Origin of the sequence: Pseudomonas sp. 18058 (assembly GCF_902706155.1) — a bacterium.
GTDB lineage: Bacteria > Pseudomonadota > Gammaproteobacteria > Pseudomonadales > Pseudomonadaceae > Aquipseudomonas > Aquipseudomonas rustica.
Map to the genome: position 1 here is coordinate 1 of NZ_CACSJY010000085.1, position 16500 is coordinate 16500.

The 16500-nt window shown below is 60.1% G+C and carries 17 protein-coding genes and 2 pseudogenes; 7 read left to right on the forward strand and 12 right to left on the reverse strand.

The window, feature by feature from the left end:
• Positions 1–44: 44 nt before the first annotated feature.
• Entirely contained in the window at positions 45–458 is a 414-nt protein-coding gene (locus tag GVL50_RS26925; protein WP_159815657.1) for a VOC family protein, read from the forward strand.
• A 3-nt stretch (positions 459–461) separates the two neighbouring features.
• Here GVL50_RS26925 and GVL50_RS26930 read toward each other — a convergent pair whose 3' ends face one another.
• Complete coding sequence (locus GVL50_RS26930; RefSeq protein ID WP_159815658.1) at positions 462–1082, reverse strand: LysE family translocator; 621 nt, start codon at positions 1080–1082, stop codon at positions 462–464.
• Positions 1083–1357: 275 nt separating this feature from the next.
• On the opposite strand from GVL50_RS26930, the gene GVL50_RS26935 reads away from it, so the two are divergent.
• From GVL50_RS26935 to GVL50_RS26945, 3 genes are all read left to right on the forward strand, one after another.
• Positions 1358–1972, forward strand: a complete 615-nt coding sequence (locus tag GVL50_RS26935; RefSeq protein ID WP_053119333.1) for a biliverdin-producing heme oxygenase — start codon at positions 1358–1360, stop codon at positions 1970–1972.
• A complete protein-coding gene (locus GVL50_RS26940; RefSeq protein ID WP_159815659.1) occupies positions 1969–4206 on the forward strand; it encodes an ATP-binding protein in 2238 nt (745 codons plus the stop codon). The genes GVL50_RS26935 and GVL50_RS26940 overlap by 4 nt, the downstream gene beginning before the upstream one ends.
• A 183-nt stretch (positions 4207–4389) precedes the next feature.
• Positions 4390–4977 carry a LysE family translocator gene (locus tag GVL50_RS26945; RefSeq protein WP_053119339.1) on the forward strand — a complete coding sequence of 196 codons (588 nt, stop codon included), beginning with the start codon at positions 4390–4392 and terminating at the stop codon, positions 4975–4977.
• A 104-nt stretch (positions 4978–5081) separates the two neighbouring features.
• Here the strand turns inward: GVL50_RS26945 and GVL50_RS26950 are convergent, their stop codons facing one another.
• The 5 genes from GVL50_RS26950 to GVL50_RS26970 all read right to left on the reverse strand — a co-directional run bounded on the left by GVL50_RS26950 (position 5082) and on the right by GVL50_RS26970 (position 10540).
• Positions 5082–5915: an AraC family transcriptional regulator gene (locus GVL50_RS26950; protein WP_159815660.1), complete on the reverse strand. Its 834-nt coding sequence runs from the start codon at positions 5913–5915 to the stop codon at positions 5082–5084.
• A gap of 35 nt (positions 5916–5950) precedes the next feature.
• Positions 5951–6454, reverse strand: coding sequence for a VOC family protein (locus tag GVL50_RS26955; RefSeq protein WP_159815661.1), 504 nt, complete (start codon positions 6452–6454; stop codon positions 5951–5953).
• Positions 6455–6546: 92 nt separating this feature from the next.
• Positions 6547–8904 carry a TonB-dependent siderophore receptor gene (locus GVL50_RS26960; RefSeq protein ID WP_371926049.1) on the reverse strand — a complete coding sequence of 786 codons (2358 nt, stop codon included), beginning with the start codon at positions 8902–8904 and terminating at the stop codon, positions 6547–6549.
• A gap of 141 nt (positions 8905–9045) precedes the next feature.
• Positions 9046–10023 (reverse strand): FecR domain-containing protein, encoded by a 978-nt coding sequence (locus GVL50_RS26965; protein WP_159815663.1) that lies wholly within the window; start codon positions 10021–10023, stop codon positions 9046–9048.
• Complete coding sequence (locus tag GVL50_RS26970) at positions 10016–10540, reverse strand: sigma-70 family RNA polymerase sigma factor (protein WP_159815664.1); 525 nt, start codon at positions 10538–10540, stop codon at positions 10016–10018. Before GVL50_RS26970 ends, GVL50_RS26965 begins: the two co-directional genes overlap by 8 nt.
• 289 nt (positions 10541–10829) lie before the next feature.
• On the opposite strand from GVL50_RS26970, the gene GVL50_RS26975 reads away from it, so the two are divergent.
• Complete coding sequence (locus GVL50_RS26975; RefSeq protein WP_159815665.1) at positions 10830–11081, forward strand: transmembrane sensor/regulator PpyR; 252 nt, start codon at positions 10830–10832, stop codon at positions 11079–11081.
• Positions 11082–11200: 119 nt separating this feature from the next.
• On the opposite strand, the gene GVL50_RS26980 is transcribed toward GVL50_RS26975, so the two are convergent.
• A complete protein-coding gene (locus GVL50_RS26980) occupies positions 11201–11869 on the reverse strand; it encodes a bifunctional 2-polyprenyl-6-hydroxyphenol methylase/3-demethylubiquinol 3-O-methyltransferase UbiG (protein WP_159815666.1) in 669 nt (222 codons plus the stop codon).
• 178 nt (positions 11870–12047) lie between these two features.
• On the opposite strand from GVL50_RS26980, the gene GVL50_RS26985 reads away from it, so the two are divergent.
• Positions 12048–13202, forward strand: coding sequence for a sensor histidine kinase (locus tag GVL50_RS26985; RefSeq protein WP_159815667.1), 1155 nt, complete (start codon positions 12048–12050; stop codon positions 13200–13202).
• Here GVL50_RS26985 and GVL50_RS29480 read toward each other — a convergent pair.
• The 4 genes and pseudogenes from GVL50_RS29480 to GVL50_RS27000 form a co-directional block, all read right to left on the reverse strand.
• Positions 13156–13371: pseudogene (locus GVL50_RS29480) on the reverse strand (hypothetical protein); the annotation flags it as partial. The gene GVL50_RS26985 and the pseudogene GVL50_RS29480 sit on opposite strands and share 47 nt — an antisense overlap.
• Positions 13372–13429: 58 nt before the next feature.
• Complete coding sequence (locus GVL50_RS26990) at positions 13430–14203, reverse strand: carboxymuconolactone decarboxylase family protein (RefSeq protein ID WP_159815668.1); 774 nt, start codon at positions 14201–14203, stop codon at positions 13430–13432.
• A gap of 93 nt (positions 14204–14296) precedes the next feature.
• Positions 14297–14620, reverse strand: a complete 324-nt coding sequence (locus GVL50_RS26995) for a hypothetical protein (protein WP_159815669.1) — start codon at positions 14618–14620, stop codon at positions 14297–14299.
• Positions 14617–15606 carry an aldo/keto reductase gene (locus GVL50_RS27000; protein WP_159815670.1) on the reverse strand — a complete coding sequence of 330 codons (990 nt, stop codon included), beginning with the start codon at positions 15604–15606 and terminating at the stop codon, positions 14617–14619. Before GVL50_RS27000 ends, GVL50_RS26995 begins: the two co-directional genes overlap by 4 nt.
• Positions 15607–15802: 196 nt before the next feature.
• On the opposite strand from GVL50_RS27000, the gene GVL50_RS27005 reads away from it, so the two are divergent.
• Positions 15803–16195: a GFA family protein gene (locus GVL50_RS27005; protein WP_159815671.1), complete on the forward strand. Its 393-nt coding sequence runs from the start codon at positions 15803–15805 to the stop codon at positions 16193–16195.
• Positions 16196–16382: 187 nt separating this feature from the next.
• On the opposite strand, the pseudogene GVL50_RS29200 reads toward GVL50_RS27005, so the two are convergent.
• Positions 16383–16500, reverse strand: a pseudogene (locus tag GVL50_RS29200) (IS110 family transposase); the annotation flags it as partial.

Below are 16500 nucleotides of genomic sequence, written 5' to 3' on the forward strand. Positions count from 1 at the left end.
GCCCGAGCCTTCGGCAGCTCCTACATAGTGTGAGGCGTTGAGTTATGCATCCGTTTTCCATTCATCACATCGATCACATCGTCCTGCGCGTCGAGGATCTGCAACGCAGCATCGATTTCTACAGCCAGGTTTTCGGCGCCGAGGTGGTCAAGCGCAACGAGCCGCTGGGCCTGATCCACCTGCGCGCCGGCACCTCAATGATCGACCTCGTTGACCTGCAAGGCGAACTCGGCCGCAAGGGCGGTGGGGCGGCCGGGGTCGAGCGGCGTAACGTCGATCACTTCTGCCTGCGCATCGAACCGTTCGATGAAGCCGCGCTGACCGAACATCTGCAATCCTTCGGCCTGACCGTGGCCAAAGCCGAATCGCGTTTCGGCGCCGAAGGAAAAGGTCTGTCGCTGTATTGTTTCGACCCTGACGGCAATCAGGTCGAACTCAAAGGCCCGTCCGAGGCGTAAACCTCACGCCCGTTTCGCCAGCAGCAACACCGAAGCCGCCGCCGACAACAGTCCCGCGCAGCAGCGATTGAAAATACGCTTGCCGCGCGGCTCGGCGAACCAGCGGCGCATGTGCAGGCCCATGTAGGCGTAGGCGCTGATGGCGATCCACTCCAGCGACAGAAACAGCACGCCCAACACGGCGAACTGTGCTGGCACCGGGCGGCCAGGGTCGACGAACTGCGGCAAAAACGCGGTGAACAACAGGATCGCTTTCGGATTACCGGCGGCCACCAGAAACTCCTGTCGCGCCAACGCCCAGAATCCCACCGAAGCCCCGGCTATTTCCTCCTCGGTTTCGGTGTTGGCGCGCCACAGTTGCCAGGCCATGTACAACAAATACGCCGCGCCGACGATCTTGATCGCCTGAAACAGCCATTCCGACGTCTGCAATACCACCGACAGACCGGCGCCCGCGAGCGCAATCATCCCGGCAAACGCCAGAATCCGCCCGATACCCGCCGAGCAGGCGCGCTGAAAGCCGTAACGCGTGGCGTTGCTCACCGACAGCAAATTGTTCGGGCCGGGGGCCATGTTCAGGGCGAAGCAGGCGGGGAGAAACAGCGACAGCGTGGCGAGATCCATGACAGCACTCCAGAAACCAGAAGCGCATTTTTATCACAGCCCCCGTGCGGCCCGACCCGTACAGTCAGGCAGTGCTGTCGCGGTACAGCGCCCGGCGGTACTGGCGAAACCGTTCGAACTTTTTGCGAAATCTGAAACTCTGAAAGGTCAGAGGGCAGTGGTTTCGTCTGAAAAAACTAGTCGTTGGGTCAGAAAAATGACCTGTGCCGTGTAAAATCCCTCGATGCGATGCCAACCCCGAATGGCCCCAGGCGGCCTCACCAAGAGCGATCTACATGCAAGCAAAGGCCCGTGAAGTTTATGTGCCACCGGTGCTGCAAGATCTGCGAGCCGGCACTGCCGACCTGCACATCGCGCTGGAAAAACGCCTTCCTTTTTTCTCCGACGCCCTCGATATTCAGGCTTTTCAACGGCTGATGCAGGCTTACTACGGCTTCTACCTGCCGCTGGAAAGCGCATTGCTGGACAGCCACTGCATCCCCGCCGATTTTGATCTGACGCCACGTCTCAAAACCGCCACCTTGCACGGCGACCTGCAAGCGTTGGGCGTCGCGGATGAAGCCATCAACCGCCTGCCGATCTGTAGCCAATTGCCGCAGATCAATTCCGGCGCTAGCTGCCTCGGCATACTGTACGTGCTCGAAGGCGCAACGCTCGGCGGGCAAATCCTGCGCCGGGAAATTTCTGCGCGGTTAGGCCTGGAAGCCGATAACGGCGCGGCTTTTCTCGATGTCTACGGCGCCGCCACCGGCCGTCGCTGGCGCGATTTCATGGAATACCTGGGCAGTCGACCGATGGATGCGGACGAGCGCAAGGCCGTAGTGGCGGCCGCACACACCACATTCAGTTGTTTCGAGCGCTGGCTCGAAAGCCGGGAGGTACTGGCATGACTCCGCAAGACAAACAAGCCTTTGAAGAACTGCTGGCCAACTGTGCCGACGAACCGATTCGGTTCCCCGGCGCGATCCAGCCGCACGGGTTGCTACTGACCTTGAGCGAGCCCGCGCTGGAGATCATTCAGGTCAGCGCCAACGTCGAGAGCCTGCTCGGCCGTCCGGCGCTGGCGCTGATCGGTCAACCGCTGCAAAGCCTGATTGGCGATGAACACGCCGCGCAAGTACGCCAGACGTTGCAACAGCCGACGCTGTCCGACTCGGCGCCGCTGCTGTTTCGACTCAACGACATGGCGTTCGAAGGCTTGCTGCACCGTCATAAAGGCGTGTTGATTCTCGAACTGGAAATACACGTCGAGAACTTCCAGCCGCGTAACGTGGCGGGCAGCGAAACCCATTTGGGCCGCATGCTCCAGCGGCTGCAAGGCGCGACGACGTTGCAGGCGCTGTACGACATCAGCGTCAAAGAAATTCAGGCGATGACCGGTTACGACCGGGTGCTGATTTATCGCTTCGAAGAAGAGGGCCACGGCCAAGTCATTGCCGAAGCCTCCGATCCGTCGATGGAAGTGTTCAACGGTCTGTTCTTCCCGGCGTCCGACATTCCCGAGCAGGCCCGCGAGCTGTATCGCACCAACTGGCTGCGGATCATCCCGGATGCCGCGTACGAGCCGGTGCCGCTGGTGCCGAAGCTGCGTCCGGACACGCAAACGCCGCTGGACTTGAGTTTCGCCACGCTGCGCAGCGTGTCGCCGATTCACTGCCAGTACATGAAGAACATGGGCGTGTTGTCGTCGATGAGTATTTCCCTGCTCAAGGGCGACAAACTCTGGGGCCTGATCAGCTGCGGCAACCGCGAACCGCTGCATGTGCCGCACGAATTGCGTGCCGCGTGCCAGACCATCGGCCAGGTGTTGTCGCTGCAAATCAGTGCGATGGAGGCGCTGGAAGTCAGCCGTCAGCGCGAAGCAAAAGTCGACGCACTGGCGATGCTCAATCAAGCGATGATCGACTCGCCGCAGAATGTATTCGACGGTCTGGCTAACCAGCCCGAAGTGCTGATGGCACTGACCGGCGCCGGCGGCATTGCGATCATCGAAGACAAGCAATTGCACCGTTACGGCAACTGCCCGGAGCCGGACGAAATCCGCGCCCTGCACAAGTGGTTGCAGGACGGCGGCGAGGCGGTTTTCTCCAGTCATCACCTCGCCAGCGTTTACCCGCCGGCCGCACACTATCAGCAAGTCGCCAGCGGCGTGCTCGCCATGAGCCTGCCAAAACCGGTCGACAACGGCGTGCTGTGGTTCCGCCCCGAGGTGAAGGAAAACATCAATTGGAGTGGCGATCCGCGCAAACCGCTGGATCTGGAAAACTCCGACGCCGGCCTGCGATTGCGCCCGCGTACGTCGTTTGAAATCTGGAAAGTCGAGATGGCCGGGATCTCCACCAAATGGAGCCACGGCGATCTGTTTGCGGCCAACGATCTGCGGCGTTCGGCGCTGGAAAATGATCTGGCGCGGCAAGTGTGCCGCGAGCAGGAAGCGGTGCGTGCCCGTGATGAGCTGGTGGCGGTGGTTTCCCACGATCTGCGCAACCCGATGACGGTGATCTCGATGCTCTGCGGCATGATGCAGAAGGCGTTCAGTTCCGACGGCCCGCACACGTCGCGCAGAATCTCCACGGCCATCGACACCATGCAACAAGCGGCCGGGCGCATGAATACGCTGCTGGAAGACTTGCTCGACACCTCGAAAATCGACGCCGGGCGCTACACCATCACCCCGCAGAAACTCGACGTCGGGCAGATGTTCGAGGAAGCGCAATCGCTGCTCGCACCGTTGGCAATCGACAAGGACATCAGCATTTCCTTTGAGGCCGACGCGGATCTGAGCATTCATGGCGATCCTGAGCGGCTGTTTCAGGTGCTGTCGAATCTGATCGGTAACGCGATCAAATTCACTCCGCGTCTGGGCACGGTCGGCGTGCGTGCGAAGTCGGTGGGCGATGAAATTGTCTTCACCGTGCGCGACAGCGGCGAGGGTATTCCCAAGGAAAACCTGCCGCACGTGTTCGATCGTTACTGGACGGTGAAGGACGGCAACCCGACTGGCACCGGTTTGGGTTTGTACATCACCCAAGGCATCGTCGAGGCCCATGGCGGGCGGATCGTCGCCGAGAGCGAACCGGGGCAGGGCAGCGAATTCCGCTTCACCGTGCCGCGCCTGGACTAACCCACAACCCCCCGTGTAGGAGCTGCCGAAGGCTGCGATCTTTTGATCCTGTTTTTAAAAGACAAGATCAAAAGATCGCAGCCTTCGGCAGCTCCTACAGGGGCAGGGTGATTTTCTTCAATACCGGGGATCGGGCGCTGGTTAGGGTGGGCGCCTTGTTCCTCGTTTTGAAGCAGGTGTGCGATGAGTCTGATTGTTTCGATGGCGGCGTTTGCGCTGGCGGCGTCCATCACGCCGGGGCCGGTGAATATTGTGGCGTTGAGTTCGGGGGCGCAGTTCGGCTTTCGCGCCAGTCAACGGCACGTCGCCGGAGCCACGCTAGGATTTGTGTTGCTGCTGGTGCTGATGGGGTTGGGGCTGCATGAAGTGCTGCAGCTGTGGCCGTTCATGACCCGCGTGGTGCAACTGGCCGGTGTGGCGTTTTTGCTGTTCATGGCGTGGAAACTTGCCACGGATGACGGTCAGTTAAATGCCAAGGATTCAGCGCGGGCGCCGTCGATGCTATACGGCGCGGTGATGCAATGGCTCAACCCCAAGGCGTGGCTGGCCTGTGTTGCGGGGATGGGCGCGTTTGTCGCCGATGGTGAGGCGCGGCTGGTCTGGCAGTTTGCGGCGGTGTATCTGGTGATCTGCTATGTGTCGGTGGGTTGCTGGGTATATGCCGGGACGTTCTTGCGCGGGTATTTGAGCAATGCGGCGGGGATGCGTTGGTTTAACCGGGTAATGGCTGGGCTGTTGGCGATCAGTGCGGGGTATTTGTTGTTGCCATAAACCTTGAAAGGCAAAAGATCGCAGCCTGCGGCAGCTCCTACAAGGGAATGAGTACACCCTGTAGGAGCTGCCGAAGGCTGCGATCTTTTGATCTTTCCCCAACGTTAGCCACGATATTGGCCGGGGGTTGCGGCCAGGTGTTGTTTGAACGCGCGCTGAAAATGCGCCTGATCAGCAAACCCAGCCTCCAGCGCTACATCGGCAATCAACTGCCCGCCACGCAAACGCTCGCGGGCAAACTGGATGCGCTGATTGACCAAAAACGCATGCGGGGTCATGCCGTAATGCTGCTTGAACGCGCGGATCAAGTACGACGGTGACAACTGCGCCGCCGCGCAAATATCCTCAAGGCTGAGCAGTTCCGTGCAGTGCTCACGAATAAAATCCGCCGCCCGTTCCAGTTTGAAATTCGGCTCGCGCAACGCTTGCCCGGCAGGGTTCAGGCGCCATTGCAGATCGCTGAAAAACTCCACCGCCGTGCTCTGTTTACGCAGCACATCCTGCTGATCGTCGACCAACACCTCGTACAGCGCCATCAAGCCGCAATACAGCGGCGCATCCTGCAAGTGCGTGGCGGCAAACCGGCGAAATTCCAGATCCTCACCAAACCCCAACTGATGCTGCAAATCCGTCAGCCACGGCGTTTCGACGTACAGCATCACGTACGACCATGGCTGATCATCAATCGGATTGCAGGCGTGCACATCGCCCGGATTCATCAGCACCACGGTGCCCGCCGCCACCTCGAATTGCGCCTGTTCATGCACATAAGTACTGCGCCCGGCAGTGATCGCGCCGATGGAAAAGTGCGCGTGGGAATGCCGGGCGTAACAGACTTCGCGACCATCGGCGATGGCCCGCGCTTCGATAAAGGGCAGGGCGTCGTCGCGCCAGAAGCGCGGGGCTTTTTCAGGGTTTTTGGCGGCAGCGTGTTTCATTATGGTTATTCCCGGCAGGCCAGTGCCCGAGTGTATTAGCTCTGGCCGGCAAAGGCCCGTTCCAGTTCGGCAATGTCGAGTTTTTTCATTTTGAACATCGCCTGCATGGCCCGCTGCGACTTGCTGGTGTCGGCGTCCAGCATCATTTGCATGAACGCCACCGGGACGATTTGCCACGACACGCCGAACTTGTCCTTGAGCCAGCCACACTGCTGCGCCTCGACCGGGCCGCCCGCAGACAGTTGGCCCCAGAAATGGTCGACTTCTTCCTGATTCTGACAATTGACCTGAAACGAAATCGCTTCACTAAACGTGAACATCGGCCCGCCATTCAGCCCGGTAAACGTATGGCCATCGAGCTCAAAACTGACGGTCATCACCGCACCTTCCGGCTTGCCGTGAAATTCCTGACCGGCCTTGCTGTAGTGGGTCAGGCCGGTGATTTTCGCGTGATCGAAGATCGAGCAATAGAACTTCGCCGCCGCTTCGGCCTGATCGTCGAACCACAGGCACGGCGTGATTTTTTGAAAGCGTTGCATGGCAGTCATCCTCGGCAGGTTAGACACGCTGGACTTTCAGCGTAGACAGTCCTTGGTCGAATGGCAGTGCCGTAGATCGACAAGTCGCGGCGTCAAAAATCCCAGCGCGCCGCCAGTTGCAGGCTGCGCGGTTCGCCGTAGAAGCCGGTGCCGAAGTTGCCGAGGTCGGTGTAGTAGGTTTTGTCGAAGAGGTTTTTCACATTGAGCGTGGTGCTCAAATGTTCGTTGAAGCGGTAGCGCGCCATCGCGTCGACCAGGTAATAACTGTCCTGAGTGATGCGCACGTTCTGATCGGCGCCGGGCTGGAACACGTTGCCGAAGAATTCGCTCTGCCAACTGACGCCGCCGCCCAGGGTCAGGTTTTGCCAGACACCGGGCAGGCGATAGCTGCTGAACAGGCGGACTAACTGCTCCGGCGCGGTGGTTTGCAGGATCGAGGCATATACCGGATCGCCGTTGGCATCGCGGGTGTGGTTGTAGGCGTAACCGGCGGAGAGGTTCCAGCCGTCGGCGACTTCGCCAGCCAGTTCGAACTCGAAACCTTTGGTGGTCGCGCCTTGCACCGCGCGATAAACAGCCTGCGTGTCGAAGCCGCTGACCTGCTCGGCGACGTTGTCTTGTTCGATGCGAAACACGGCAAAACTGGCGTTGACCCGACCGTCGAAATACTCGGCTTTTATCCCCGCTTCATAGCTGTCGCCTTGCACCGGGTCGAGCACTTGGCGCGCGGCGTCCTTGCTCAGTTGCGGCTGATAAATCCGCGTGTAACTGGTGTACAGCGAGTAAGTAGCGTTGAGGTCGTAGACCGCGCCGGCGTAAGGCGTGACCACCCCGGTCTGGCGGTAGCCATCGCGCACATCGACCGTGGCCGGGTCGCTGTAGTCGAGGTGGTCGCTGGCGGTGAAATCACTGACGCGTCCGCCGAGGATCAGCGCCAGGTCGTCGCTGACCTTGAAGCGGGTCGAGACGTAGGCGCCGGTCTGGCGCTGGCTGATGTCGTCAATGCCGATCTGCGGGATATCGGGTTTGGCGAACTCGCCGTGCCAGTCGAAGATACTGCCGTCCAGCGGCGGATAAACCGAGCCGTACACCGGGTTGTTCTGGCGAGTGTTCATCGACATGAAACCGACGATCATCTGGTGCTCGCGACCGAACAACGAGAACGGCCCGCCGAGGTTGAGATCGACGTTGTCCTGCACCTCGTCGCCCTTGAATTTGCCCATGTAGAGGAACATGCCATCGCCGGTCACCGGATCTGGATTACCGCCGCTGGCCGAGCCGAGCAAGGTGTCGTGCTCGCGGTGTTTGCGGTCGTAGCTGAGTTTCAGCGTCCAGTCGTTTTGCAGTTGTCGGGCGACGGAAGCAAACACAGTCTGATTGGTGAAATCGCGGCGGCTCCAGTCAGTGGCCGGGTTGAACGAGCGAGAGAAATTCGTCCGCGAACCATCGCTGTAGAACATCGGAAAACCCGTCCAGCTCGCGCCGCGTGAGCGAGTGTTTTGCTGGTCGAAACCGAAGGTCAGCAGAGTGTCCGGATCAAGATCGGCTTCGACGATGGCGTAGGCGATGTCCTTGGTGTTCTGGTAGTGATCGGCGTGGGCGCTGCGTTCCTGATGAACGCCGACAAAACGTGCGCGCAGGTTGCTGTTCAGAGCGCCGGAGATATCGGCTTCGCTGCGGTAGTTGTCCCACGACCCGACGCTGCTGCTGAGCGAGGCTTTGAAGGCTTGCGTTGGGCGTTTGCGGATCAGGTTCACCGTGGCCGAAGGGTCGCCGGAGCCGGTCATCAATCCCGTCGCGCCCTTGATGATTTCGACGCGGTCGAAGGTTGCCATGTCGGTGCTGGTGGTGCCGTAATCGTAGACGCCGTCGTAGTCGGTATTAACGCCGTCGTACTGGAAATTGGTGATCGGCGCGCCACGGCTGGAGAACTCCCAGCGCTCGCTGTCGTAGTTTTGCACGCTGATCCCCGGCGCGCGGCGCAGCACATCGGCGATGCCGTTGGCGCCTTGGTCGTCGATTTGCTGGCGGGTGATCACGGTCACCGACTGCGGGGTTTCGCGCAGCGACAGCGCCAGTCCGGTGGCGGATGCGCTGACGCCGGTGGTGTAGGCGTGAGTGTCCTCGGTGATCGCGCCGAGGGTTTTGCCGTTGATGGTCGTGGCGTCCAATTGCAGCGGATTTGCAATGGCTGTGCTGCGCAAAACGTAACCGCCGCCCATTTGCCGCTGAGCTTGCAGGCCGCTGCCCTTGAGCAGGATTTGCAGCGCCTGTTGTGGCGTGTAGTCACCGCTGAGGCCGGGGCTGCGCTTGTCTGCTGCAAGGTCATTGTGCCCGGCGATAAACACGCCGCTTTGTTCGGCGAAGCGGTTGAGCACTGTGACCAACGAACCGGGCGCAACCGAATAATGCTGAATCTGTCCCTCCGCTAACGCACACATCGCCGGCATGGCAGACGCCAAGGCCAGGGCGAAACGGGTGCGGGCGAGGGTAGAGCGCAACATGGAGTTCCCGGGGCGATCAATGAAATGAGGGGGCTAGTGGTTAACCGAATGAACCCGCCAAAAGGGAACCGCGATATGAAAAAAACCTCAGGCTTTCGGCCCGACGCTGACCCACCAATCGAAGGTTTTGTTGATGCGGATCGGCAGCGCCGCCTCCAGCAGGCGCAAGGCTTGATCGGTGTCCTTGAGCGGGAATGAACCCATCACCGGCAGCGCGGCCACGACCGGATCGCAATGCAGATGCCCCGCTCGATAACGGCTGAGTTCTTCGATCAACTTGCCCAGCGGCAGGTTATCGGCCAGCAACACACCCCGGCGCCAGGCCTCGCGGGAAGGATCGGCAGCGCTGGTGATGTTCATGCGGCCAGTGCTGACGTTGATTTGCTGACCGGCCTGAATCACGGCGGTTTCGCCCTGACGGTTAGTGGCTTCGACCGCGCCTTCATAGACATTCAGTACGGTGTTGTGCTCGTTCTGCCGTACGCTGAAACGCGTGCCCAGCGCACGCATGCGGCCATGTTCGGTCTCGACCCAAAAGGCTCGGCGGAGGTCTTTGGCGGTGTCGATCAGCACTTCGCCGGCACACAGTTGCAGCAGGCGCTGGTGCGCATCGAAACGCACATTCAGGGCACTCAAGGCGTTGAGCCAGATGCGGCTACCGTCGCTCAACGTCGCTTCGCGGGTTTCGCCGGTGCCGGTGGAAAGGTCGGCAGTCAACCGCTCGACTGAACCCATCAGCTGCGTGTTGCGTTCGATGGCCCATCCGGCCATGCCGGTCGCGGCCAAAATCAACAGACCTTTGAGCGACTGACGACGGCTGATCGACGTGCGCGCGCTGCTGCGCAAGGTGTGGCTGACGGCTTCGGTTTCTTGCTGCAACGGCGCAAAACGCTGGCCAACCCGTTCGATATAACGCCAGGCCGCCTGATGCTCAGGGCTCTGTGCCAGCCAGGCCTGCCAGCGCAGATGTTCCTGCTCGGCGACCGGCTCGTCATGCAATTGCACGTACCAGTGCGCCGCTTGTTCGAGGCTGGCGTGGCTGAGTTTTTGCGTGGCGTTATTCAATCAGCAGACCATCGAGTTCGGCTTCAAGAATGGCGCAATGCATCATCGCCTGCGCCAGATATTTCTTGATCATCCGTTCGCTGACGCCGATTTGTTCGGCGATCAGTTTGTAGGGCATGCCGTGCAGTTGCGCGAGGATGAACGCGTCGCTGACACGCTGCGGCAGACGCTGGAGCATGGCGTCCACTTCCAGCAGGGTCTCGACGATGATCGCCTGTTGCTCGGGCGAGGGCTGCAGGGCCGGCGGACGATTGGCGAGGGTTTCCAGCCAGGTCTGTTCCAGTTGCCGACGGCGCCAGTGATCGACGCACAAGCCTCGGGCAATGGTTGCCAGATAAGAGCGTTCGTGGACTTCGCCGTTGAAGGTTTGCGGACGCTTGAGCACGCGGATGAAAGTGTCATGCGCAAGGTCGGCGGCATCCATTGCGTTGCTCAGGCGCCGACGCAATAGCTCGTGCAGCCAGCGGTGGTGGCTGAGGTATAGATTCTGCACGAGTGAGGTGTCGGCGACCGTCATCAGAGCAAGCGTCCAGAGTGACCGTTGCGGGTCTAAATAGGAATGGGTCGCGATTAAAGCAAAAGGACGCAGGTCGCGCAAATGATATTGGTTTGCTTTTAGGCGGTGGCGTTGATGGTTTGAGCTGAATGTAGTCTTAATGACAAATACCTGAGTCAAAAAGACCTTTATTGATCTGTGTCAATTTGACTCTGATTTTTGCAGGTGGCTGATTTTGTTGGGTTATAAATCTGGCACGAGACTTGAAGTGGTCAAGGTACAAAACTGAACAGCTCAGGAGTCCGTCACCATGCTCACTTTCTTAGAAAGCCCGCTGAACGTTATGCACCTGTCGAGCAAAGTCCTTGTCGCCGGTCTGGTCATGTTGTTGGCTGGCATCTACGGCGCGTACTTATATGACGGGCACATGCCGATTGCGCTGCTGGTGGCGATGCATGCGCTGACTATCCTCGGCCCGACCCTGATCAAAATCGGCTACGTCATGCGTTTGTTGGCGCAGTATCGCCTGCGCGGCCCGCGATTGATCCTGCAAACCGCGTAACCCTTGTAGGAGCCGAGCTTGCTCGCGAAGGCGGCGTATCAAGCAACACAGGCTCAAGCTGTGCCGACGCCTTCGCGAGCAAGCTCGGCTCCTACAGGGTTAGCGGTGTTTTTTGGATATCAGTTGCGCTCAGCCACCATCAGTAGTGACTGCGGAACCGGGCTTTGCGGGTGCTGCGGTTCTTGTAGGCCGACCAAGCGCAACCCGGCCATGTCGAGCGCATTGAGCCAACTCGACAACGTGCGGAAATACCACGGCATCGGCTGCCACTGGCCCTTGAGCCCGGCGAACGATTCTTCGCGCCAGCCATCCTGATAATCGCCTGCCGCAACGGCCCATGGATGCAGGGTCTGGATGATCAGGGCACCGCCAGGAGTCAACAGCGCATTCATCGCAGCCAGCAATGGAATGATGTCCTGATGCAGCAGCGAAAAATTCGCGCAGATCAAATCGTAATCGCGGCCGACATCAACCTTCGCCTCGACCAACGCGTCGTAGTCAGCGACATGCACGGTGCAAGTGCCGGCCAGACGTGCCGCGTCCACCAGCGTCGCATCGCCATCGACGCCCACCGCCTCAATTCCCCGATCCGCCAACGCCCGCAGCAACCAGCCTTCGCCGCACCCCAGATCAAGCACGCGCGCCGGCTGACGCCCGATGATCGCCAGTAGAACGGCTTGATCAGTCACCTGCTGGCGGCTCTCAATGGCACCGCTGCGGATGACGTCGATCCACGCGTCGGCGTTGGCGTGCCAGCTCTGCAGCAGGGCGGATTCAGGGGTGGGCATGTCGGTCTCCGACAGGGTTGAAAGAAAGCAGTGCGGGGCAACCACAGTATGGACGCCGCGCCGCATTCAGCGAGCTTACCAACGGGCATCAGTCTGCACGGCGGGCAGGTACCGATTGCGTGTATGCTCTGCTCCTTTCCTGTCTCACTGCGCACGCCTGCATTCGATTCCTTGCGTTTTGAACCCATGGCGCGTGCCTCCCTATGCTGGAGCCCTAATGATTTCGCAGAGCTTCATCGACCCGTGCGACTCGCCCGAACGTCTTGCCGTGCTGCACGGCTATGAAATCCTCGATACCCCACGCGAAGCGGATTTTGACGAGCTCGTGAGCCTGGCCGCCGCCATCTGCGACGCGCCAATTTCGGTGATGAACCTGATAGACCGCCACCGCCAGTGGTTCAAGGCGGAAACAGGCTTGGGAATCCGCGAAACACCCTTGGACGTTTCCATCTGCCGTCACGTCCTTCTGCAGCCCGGCATCACCGTCATACCCGATCTGCGCGCTGACCCGAGGATGAGCTCCAACCCGCTGGTGACGGCCGATGAAGGTTTGCGCTTCTACGCCGGCTGCTTGCTGGAGACGGCGGAAGGCTACGGACTCGGGACGCTGTGCATTCTCGACCGACACCCGCGACAGCTGAGCCCGCAACAGAAAATCGCCCTGGTGACGTTGGCCAAACAGGTCATGGCGCAAATGGAGCTGAGGCGCTCGCTGCGGCAGAAAAATCAGCTGCTTGAGCAAAAGGACATGCTCCTCAAGGAAATCAACCATCGGACGAAGAATCACCTGCAACTGATCATCGGGCTGATCCAACTGCAAATACGCCAATTGGCAGATCCCGTCGCCCGCGCGGCACTCGTCGATACCAGCCGACGGATCATGAGCATCGCCGCCGTCCACGAAAAGCTGTATCAGGCCGATCAAGTGGAAACGGTCAACGCAGGTATGTATCTGGCCGAGTTGATCGATGGGCTGCGCGGTTCAGCCTCGGCGCAAACACGCTTCGTGATCGACCTGGACGACGTCATCCTGCCGCTGGACAAGGCGATCCCGTTGGCGCTGGTGCTCAACGAACTGGTCACCAATGCCCTTAAATACGCCTACGCCGACAAGTCGGCGGGGGACGTGTTTATCGAGCTGAAGGCGGCTGCTGGTCAGGTGCTGTTGAACGTGACGGATAAAGGCGCGGGGCTGCCTGCGGGGTTTGATCTGAAACAGCATTCGTCCGTGGGAATGAAGATCATCAAATCCCTGACCCGCCAACTGCGGGGCGAGATGTCGATGCTCAATATGAGCCCGGGTTTGCAGTGTTCGCTGAGATTTCCGTTTTAAAGCCGTAAGTATCGCCATTGCGCAAAACCGTTCGCCATGGAGGGCTCGTCAGGGCTTGAACCGCAACGCATAGACAACGACGCCGAATGCCGTCGGCCAGATGGCTGGCGACCATGTCTTCCGGCAGAAAGCCCAGACCGCATCCTGCCACCGCAGCGCGCAGAATCGGTTTGGCTCAGTCCGGCTATTTTTCGATGAAGAATTGCCGCGTCAGGTCAATCGGACGATCACTTTTTTGAAGCCGCGAGTGCCTCTTTCAGCGCCCCATCTGCACGTTCAGCCGTCTGCGCGTCGCCGTGTTTTTTCAGCAGTTCACTGACCTCGTGCAACTGTGCTGCGCTGAGTCCCACGCGCAGGCTCGCCGCCATGTGCGAGCGCAATTGCGATTCCACCCCCGGGGTTGCCGCCAGCGCCCCGACGGTCGCCAGTTCGCGGCTTTGCCAGTCGAGGTTGTCGCGCTCGAAGATGTCGCCGAACAGGTGGGTTTGCAGGAACTGGTTGGCTACCGGGGCGAACTCGAACACCGGGCCTTTGACCGGAGCGCCGGAGATCTTCGTTTGATTGGCGGTGCCGGCGGCCAGCAGTTCATCACCGGTCGGAATCGCCCGGCTCGGTTCACGCCCCGGCGCATCGTTAATGCCGCGCTGCTTGCGCGCTTGCACCACAGTCATCAATTCGTTCAAGGCGTTCAGGCTGCGCGGGAAGCCGACATAGGCGTAGAGCTGCACGAGAATTTCCCGGGTTTCGCTGATGGTCAGGCCGGCATCGAGTCCCTGGTTGAGCGCCGTGTTGAGGTTGGGCATGTCGCTGGTCGCCATGAACGCGGCGATCAGTGGAATCGATTGTTGTTGGCTGGACAAAGTTGCTGCGCTTGCTGGCGTGCTGGTCATGGGTTGCGATGCCTCGGCTGCGTGAGTGGTAACGCTGAACATTGCCCCGACACTCAGACAGAGCGCCATGAGTGCGGGAAGGGCGGTGTGGTTGCGGACGTCGATGTTCATCAGATCAACTCCGTTCAGGTCGTGACGCGGTGCCGCGCGGGGGCCGTGGCCAGCGTGCGGATTTTCAAGATGTCACTCGGTACAAAAATTCAATTAACGCGTGACAGGGTGATCGCTCAGCCAGCCGTTCACGCGTTCCATGGTCCTGCGCTCCTGCTCACCCTCCATCACAAAACCTTCCAGCACCTTGGCTTTCGGCGCGTGCAGGACGAGGATGCTGCGGCTATTACCCAGTCCACGCTGGATCAGCCCGGCGACCACGCGGGTATTGCCGGAGCGCGAGAAATACGCGACCAGAATCCGCGAGCCTGAGCGCGGTGTTTCACTGGCACTCTGCGTGTCGGCGAGCGACAGCAGTGGCGCGCTGGCCAATGCGGCGATCACCGTGCGCCGCAGCGGATCGTGATCGTTACTCATCGGCCGACGCGCGCCTTGAGGGCCTCGGGATAACGCTCGCCTTCGATACGGATTTGCGCCAGTGCGGTGTCAATTGCCTTGAGTTCAGCAGCGTCGAGCGTGATGTCCGCGCCGCCGAGGTTTTCTTCCAGGCGATGCAGTTTGGTCGTGCCCGGAATCGGCACAATCCACGGTGCCTGCGCGAGCAGCCAGGCCAGCGCGATCTGCGCCGGGGTGGCTTGTTTCTGCGCGGCGATCTGACGAATCAACACGACGAGGCCCTGATTGGCTTGCAGCGCCGACTGGCTGAAGCGCGGGACGATGCTGCGGAAGTCATCGCTGCCGTAAGTGGCCTCGGCCGACACGGTGCCGGTGAGAAAACCTTTGCCCAATGGGCTGAACGGCACGAAGCCGATGCCCAATTCCCAAAGCGTCGGCAGGATTTCCTGCTCGGGCTCGCGCCACCACAGCGAGTATTCGCTTTGCAGCGCGGTGACCGGTTGCACCGCATGGGCGCGGCGAATGGTTTGCGCGCCGGCCTCCGACAGGCCGAAGTGCTTGACCTTGCCTTCGCTGATCAAATCTTTCACCGCGCCGGCGACGTCCTCGATTGGCACGTCCGGATCGACGCGGTGCTGGTAGAGCAAATCGATGTAATCAGTCTTCAACCGCTTCAACGAACCCTCGACGGCCTCCCGAATGTGCTCGGGGCGGCTGTTGAGAATCTGCTGCTTATTGTCGTCACCGAAGGTGAAGCCGAACTTGGTGGCGATGACCACCTTATCGCGAACCGGCGCCAGTGCTTCACCGACCACTTGCTCGTTCAGGTAAGGGCCGTAGACCTCGGCGGTGTCGAAGAACGTCACGCCTCGGTCAACGGCTGAGCGGATCAGTGCAATGGCTTGTTGGGTATCTGTCGCCGGGCCGTAGCCGTGACTCAAGCCCATGCAGCCAAAGCCGAGGGCGGATACTTCGAGTGAGCTGTTGCCGAGTGTGCGCTTGTGCATGTCGATCTCCCGTGGGCGTGGGGAGAACAGTAAGCGAGCTGACTGGTGAGGACTAGACGGGTAAAACAGGATGGCTTGATGAGTTCTGCTCATTAATAGACTGGAAGACGCAGGATCAAGACCGTTCGTGGCAACCGAGCAAACCTTTTCCAGACTGAATGATCTCTAACTTGAAGTTGAATAGCTGAGGTGCACCATGAATAAATCAACCGGCGGCTGCCTGTGCGGCGATGTCCGTTTCGAAGTGTCCGGCCAGCCTTACCGCGTCGGCATCTGCCATTGCCTCGACTGCCGCAAACGCCACGGCGCGCTGTTCAATGCTTCGGCCATATTCCCCGAAGACGCGCTCAAGGTCAGCGGCGAAACCCGTGACTACAACGGACGATTCTTCTGCCCTCGCTGCGGTTCTCCCGTATTCACGCGTTCGGAAGATGAAGTCGAGGTTAACGTCGGATCGCTCGATGAGCCGGATCAGTTCAAACCCACTTACGAACTCTGGACGATACGCCGGGAGGCGTGGTTGCCGGCGTTGCCGCTGGCCCACCACTACGAACGTGACCGCGAAAGCACGGGCCGAACCGAAGAATAATTGCAGCCCATAATCTGCCTTTGGGGGAGCGGGCTTGCTCGCGAATGCGGTGTATCAGTCAGCCCAACATTGACGGACAGACCGCATTCGCGAGCAAGCCTGCTCCCACAGGGGATGGGTGTGGATCTCAGAGTTGAGGATTGGCACACGTCATTGTGGGAGATTCTATGGTTGCGAACAACGTTTTTTAGGCAGTTTTGCTGACGTATGCTTTCTCGCTCTTCAGCAGCGCGTATGCAATACGCGCGAGTTTACGTGACAAAATCACCAGCGCTTCAGTGGTGGCCTTGCCCTTGTTTCGATGA

Bases quoted from the DNA above. Each gene is read 5' to 3' on its own strand.
- GVL50_RS26925 (WP_159815657.1), top strand. From the start codon at position 45: ATGCATCCGTTTTCCATTCATCACATCGATCACATCGTCCTGCGCGTC.
- GVL50_RS26930 (WP_159815658.1), bottom strand. From the start codon at position 1,082: ATGGATCTCGCCACGCTGTCGCTGTTTCTCCCCGCCTGCTTCGCCCTG.
- GVL50_RS26935 (WP_053119333.1), top strand. From the start codon at position 1,358: ATGCAAGCAAAGGCCCGTGAAGTTTATGTGCCACCGGTGCTGCAAGAT.
- GVL50_RS26940 (WP_159815659.1), top strand. From the start codon at position 1,969: ATGACTCCGCAAGACAAACAAGCCTTTGAAGAACTGCTGGCCAACTGT.
- GVL50_RS26945 (WP_053119339.1), top strand. From the start codon at position 4,390: ATGAGTCTGATTGTTTCGATGGCGGCGTTTGCGCTGGCGGCGTCCATC.
- GVL50_RS26950 (WP_159815660.1), bottom strand. From the start codon at position 5,915: ATGAAACACGCTGCCGCCAAAAACCCTGAAAAAGCCCCGCGCTTCTGG.
- GVL50_RS26955 (WP_159815661.1), bottom strand. From the start codon at position 6,454: ATGCAACGCTTTCAAAAAATCACGCCGTGCCTGTGGTTCGACGATCAG.
- GVL50_RS26960 (WP_371926049.1), bottom strand. From the start codon at position 8,904: ATGCCGGCGATGTGTGCGTTAGCGGAGGGACAGATTCAGCATTATTCG.
- GVL50_RS26970 (WP_159815664.1), bottom strand. From the start codon at position 10,540: ATGACGGTCGCCGACACCTCACTCGTGCAGAATCTATACCTCAGCCAC.
- GVL50_RS26975 (WP_159815665.1), top strand. From the start codon at position 10,830: ATGCTCACTTTCTTAGAAAGCCCGCTGAACGTTATGCACCTGTCGAGC.
- GVL50_RS26980 (WP_159815666.1), bottom strand. From the start codon at position 11,869: ATGCCCACCCCTGAATCCGCCCTGCTGCAGAGCTGGCACGCCAACGCC.
- GVL50_RS26990 (WP_159815668.1), bottom strand. From the start codon at position 14,203: ATGAACATCGACGTCCGCAACCACACCGCCCTTCCCGCACTCATGGCG.
- GVL50_RS26995 (WP_159815669.1), bottom strand. From the start codon at position 14,620: ATGAGTAACGATCACGATCCGCTGCGGCGCACGGTGATCGCCGCATTG.
- GVL50_RS27000 (WP_159815670.1), bottom strand. From the start codon at position 15,606: ATGCACAAGCGCACACTCGGCAACAGCTCACTCGAAGTATCCGCCCTC.
- GVL50_RS27005 (WP_159815671.1), top strand. From the start codon at position 15,803: ATGAATAAATCAACCGGCGGCTGCCTGTGCGGCGATGTCCGTTTCGAA.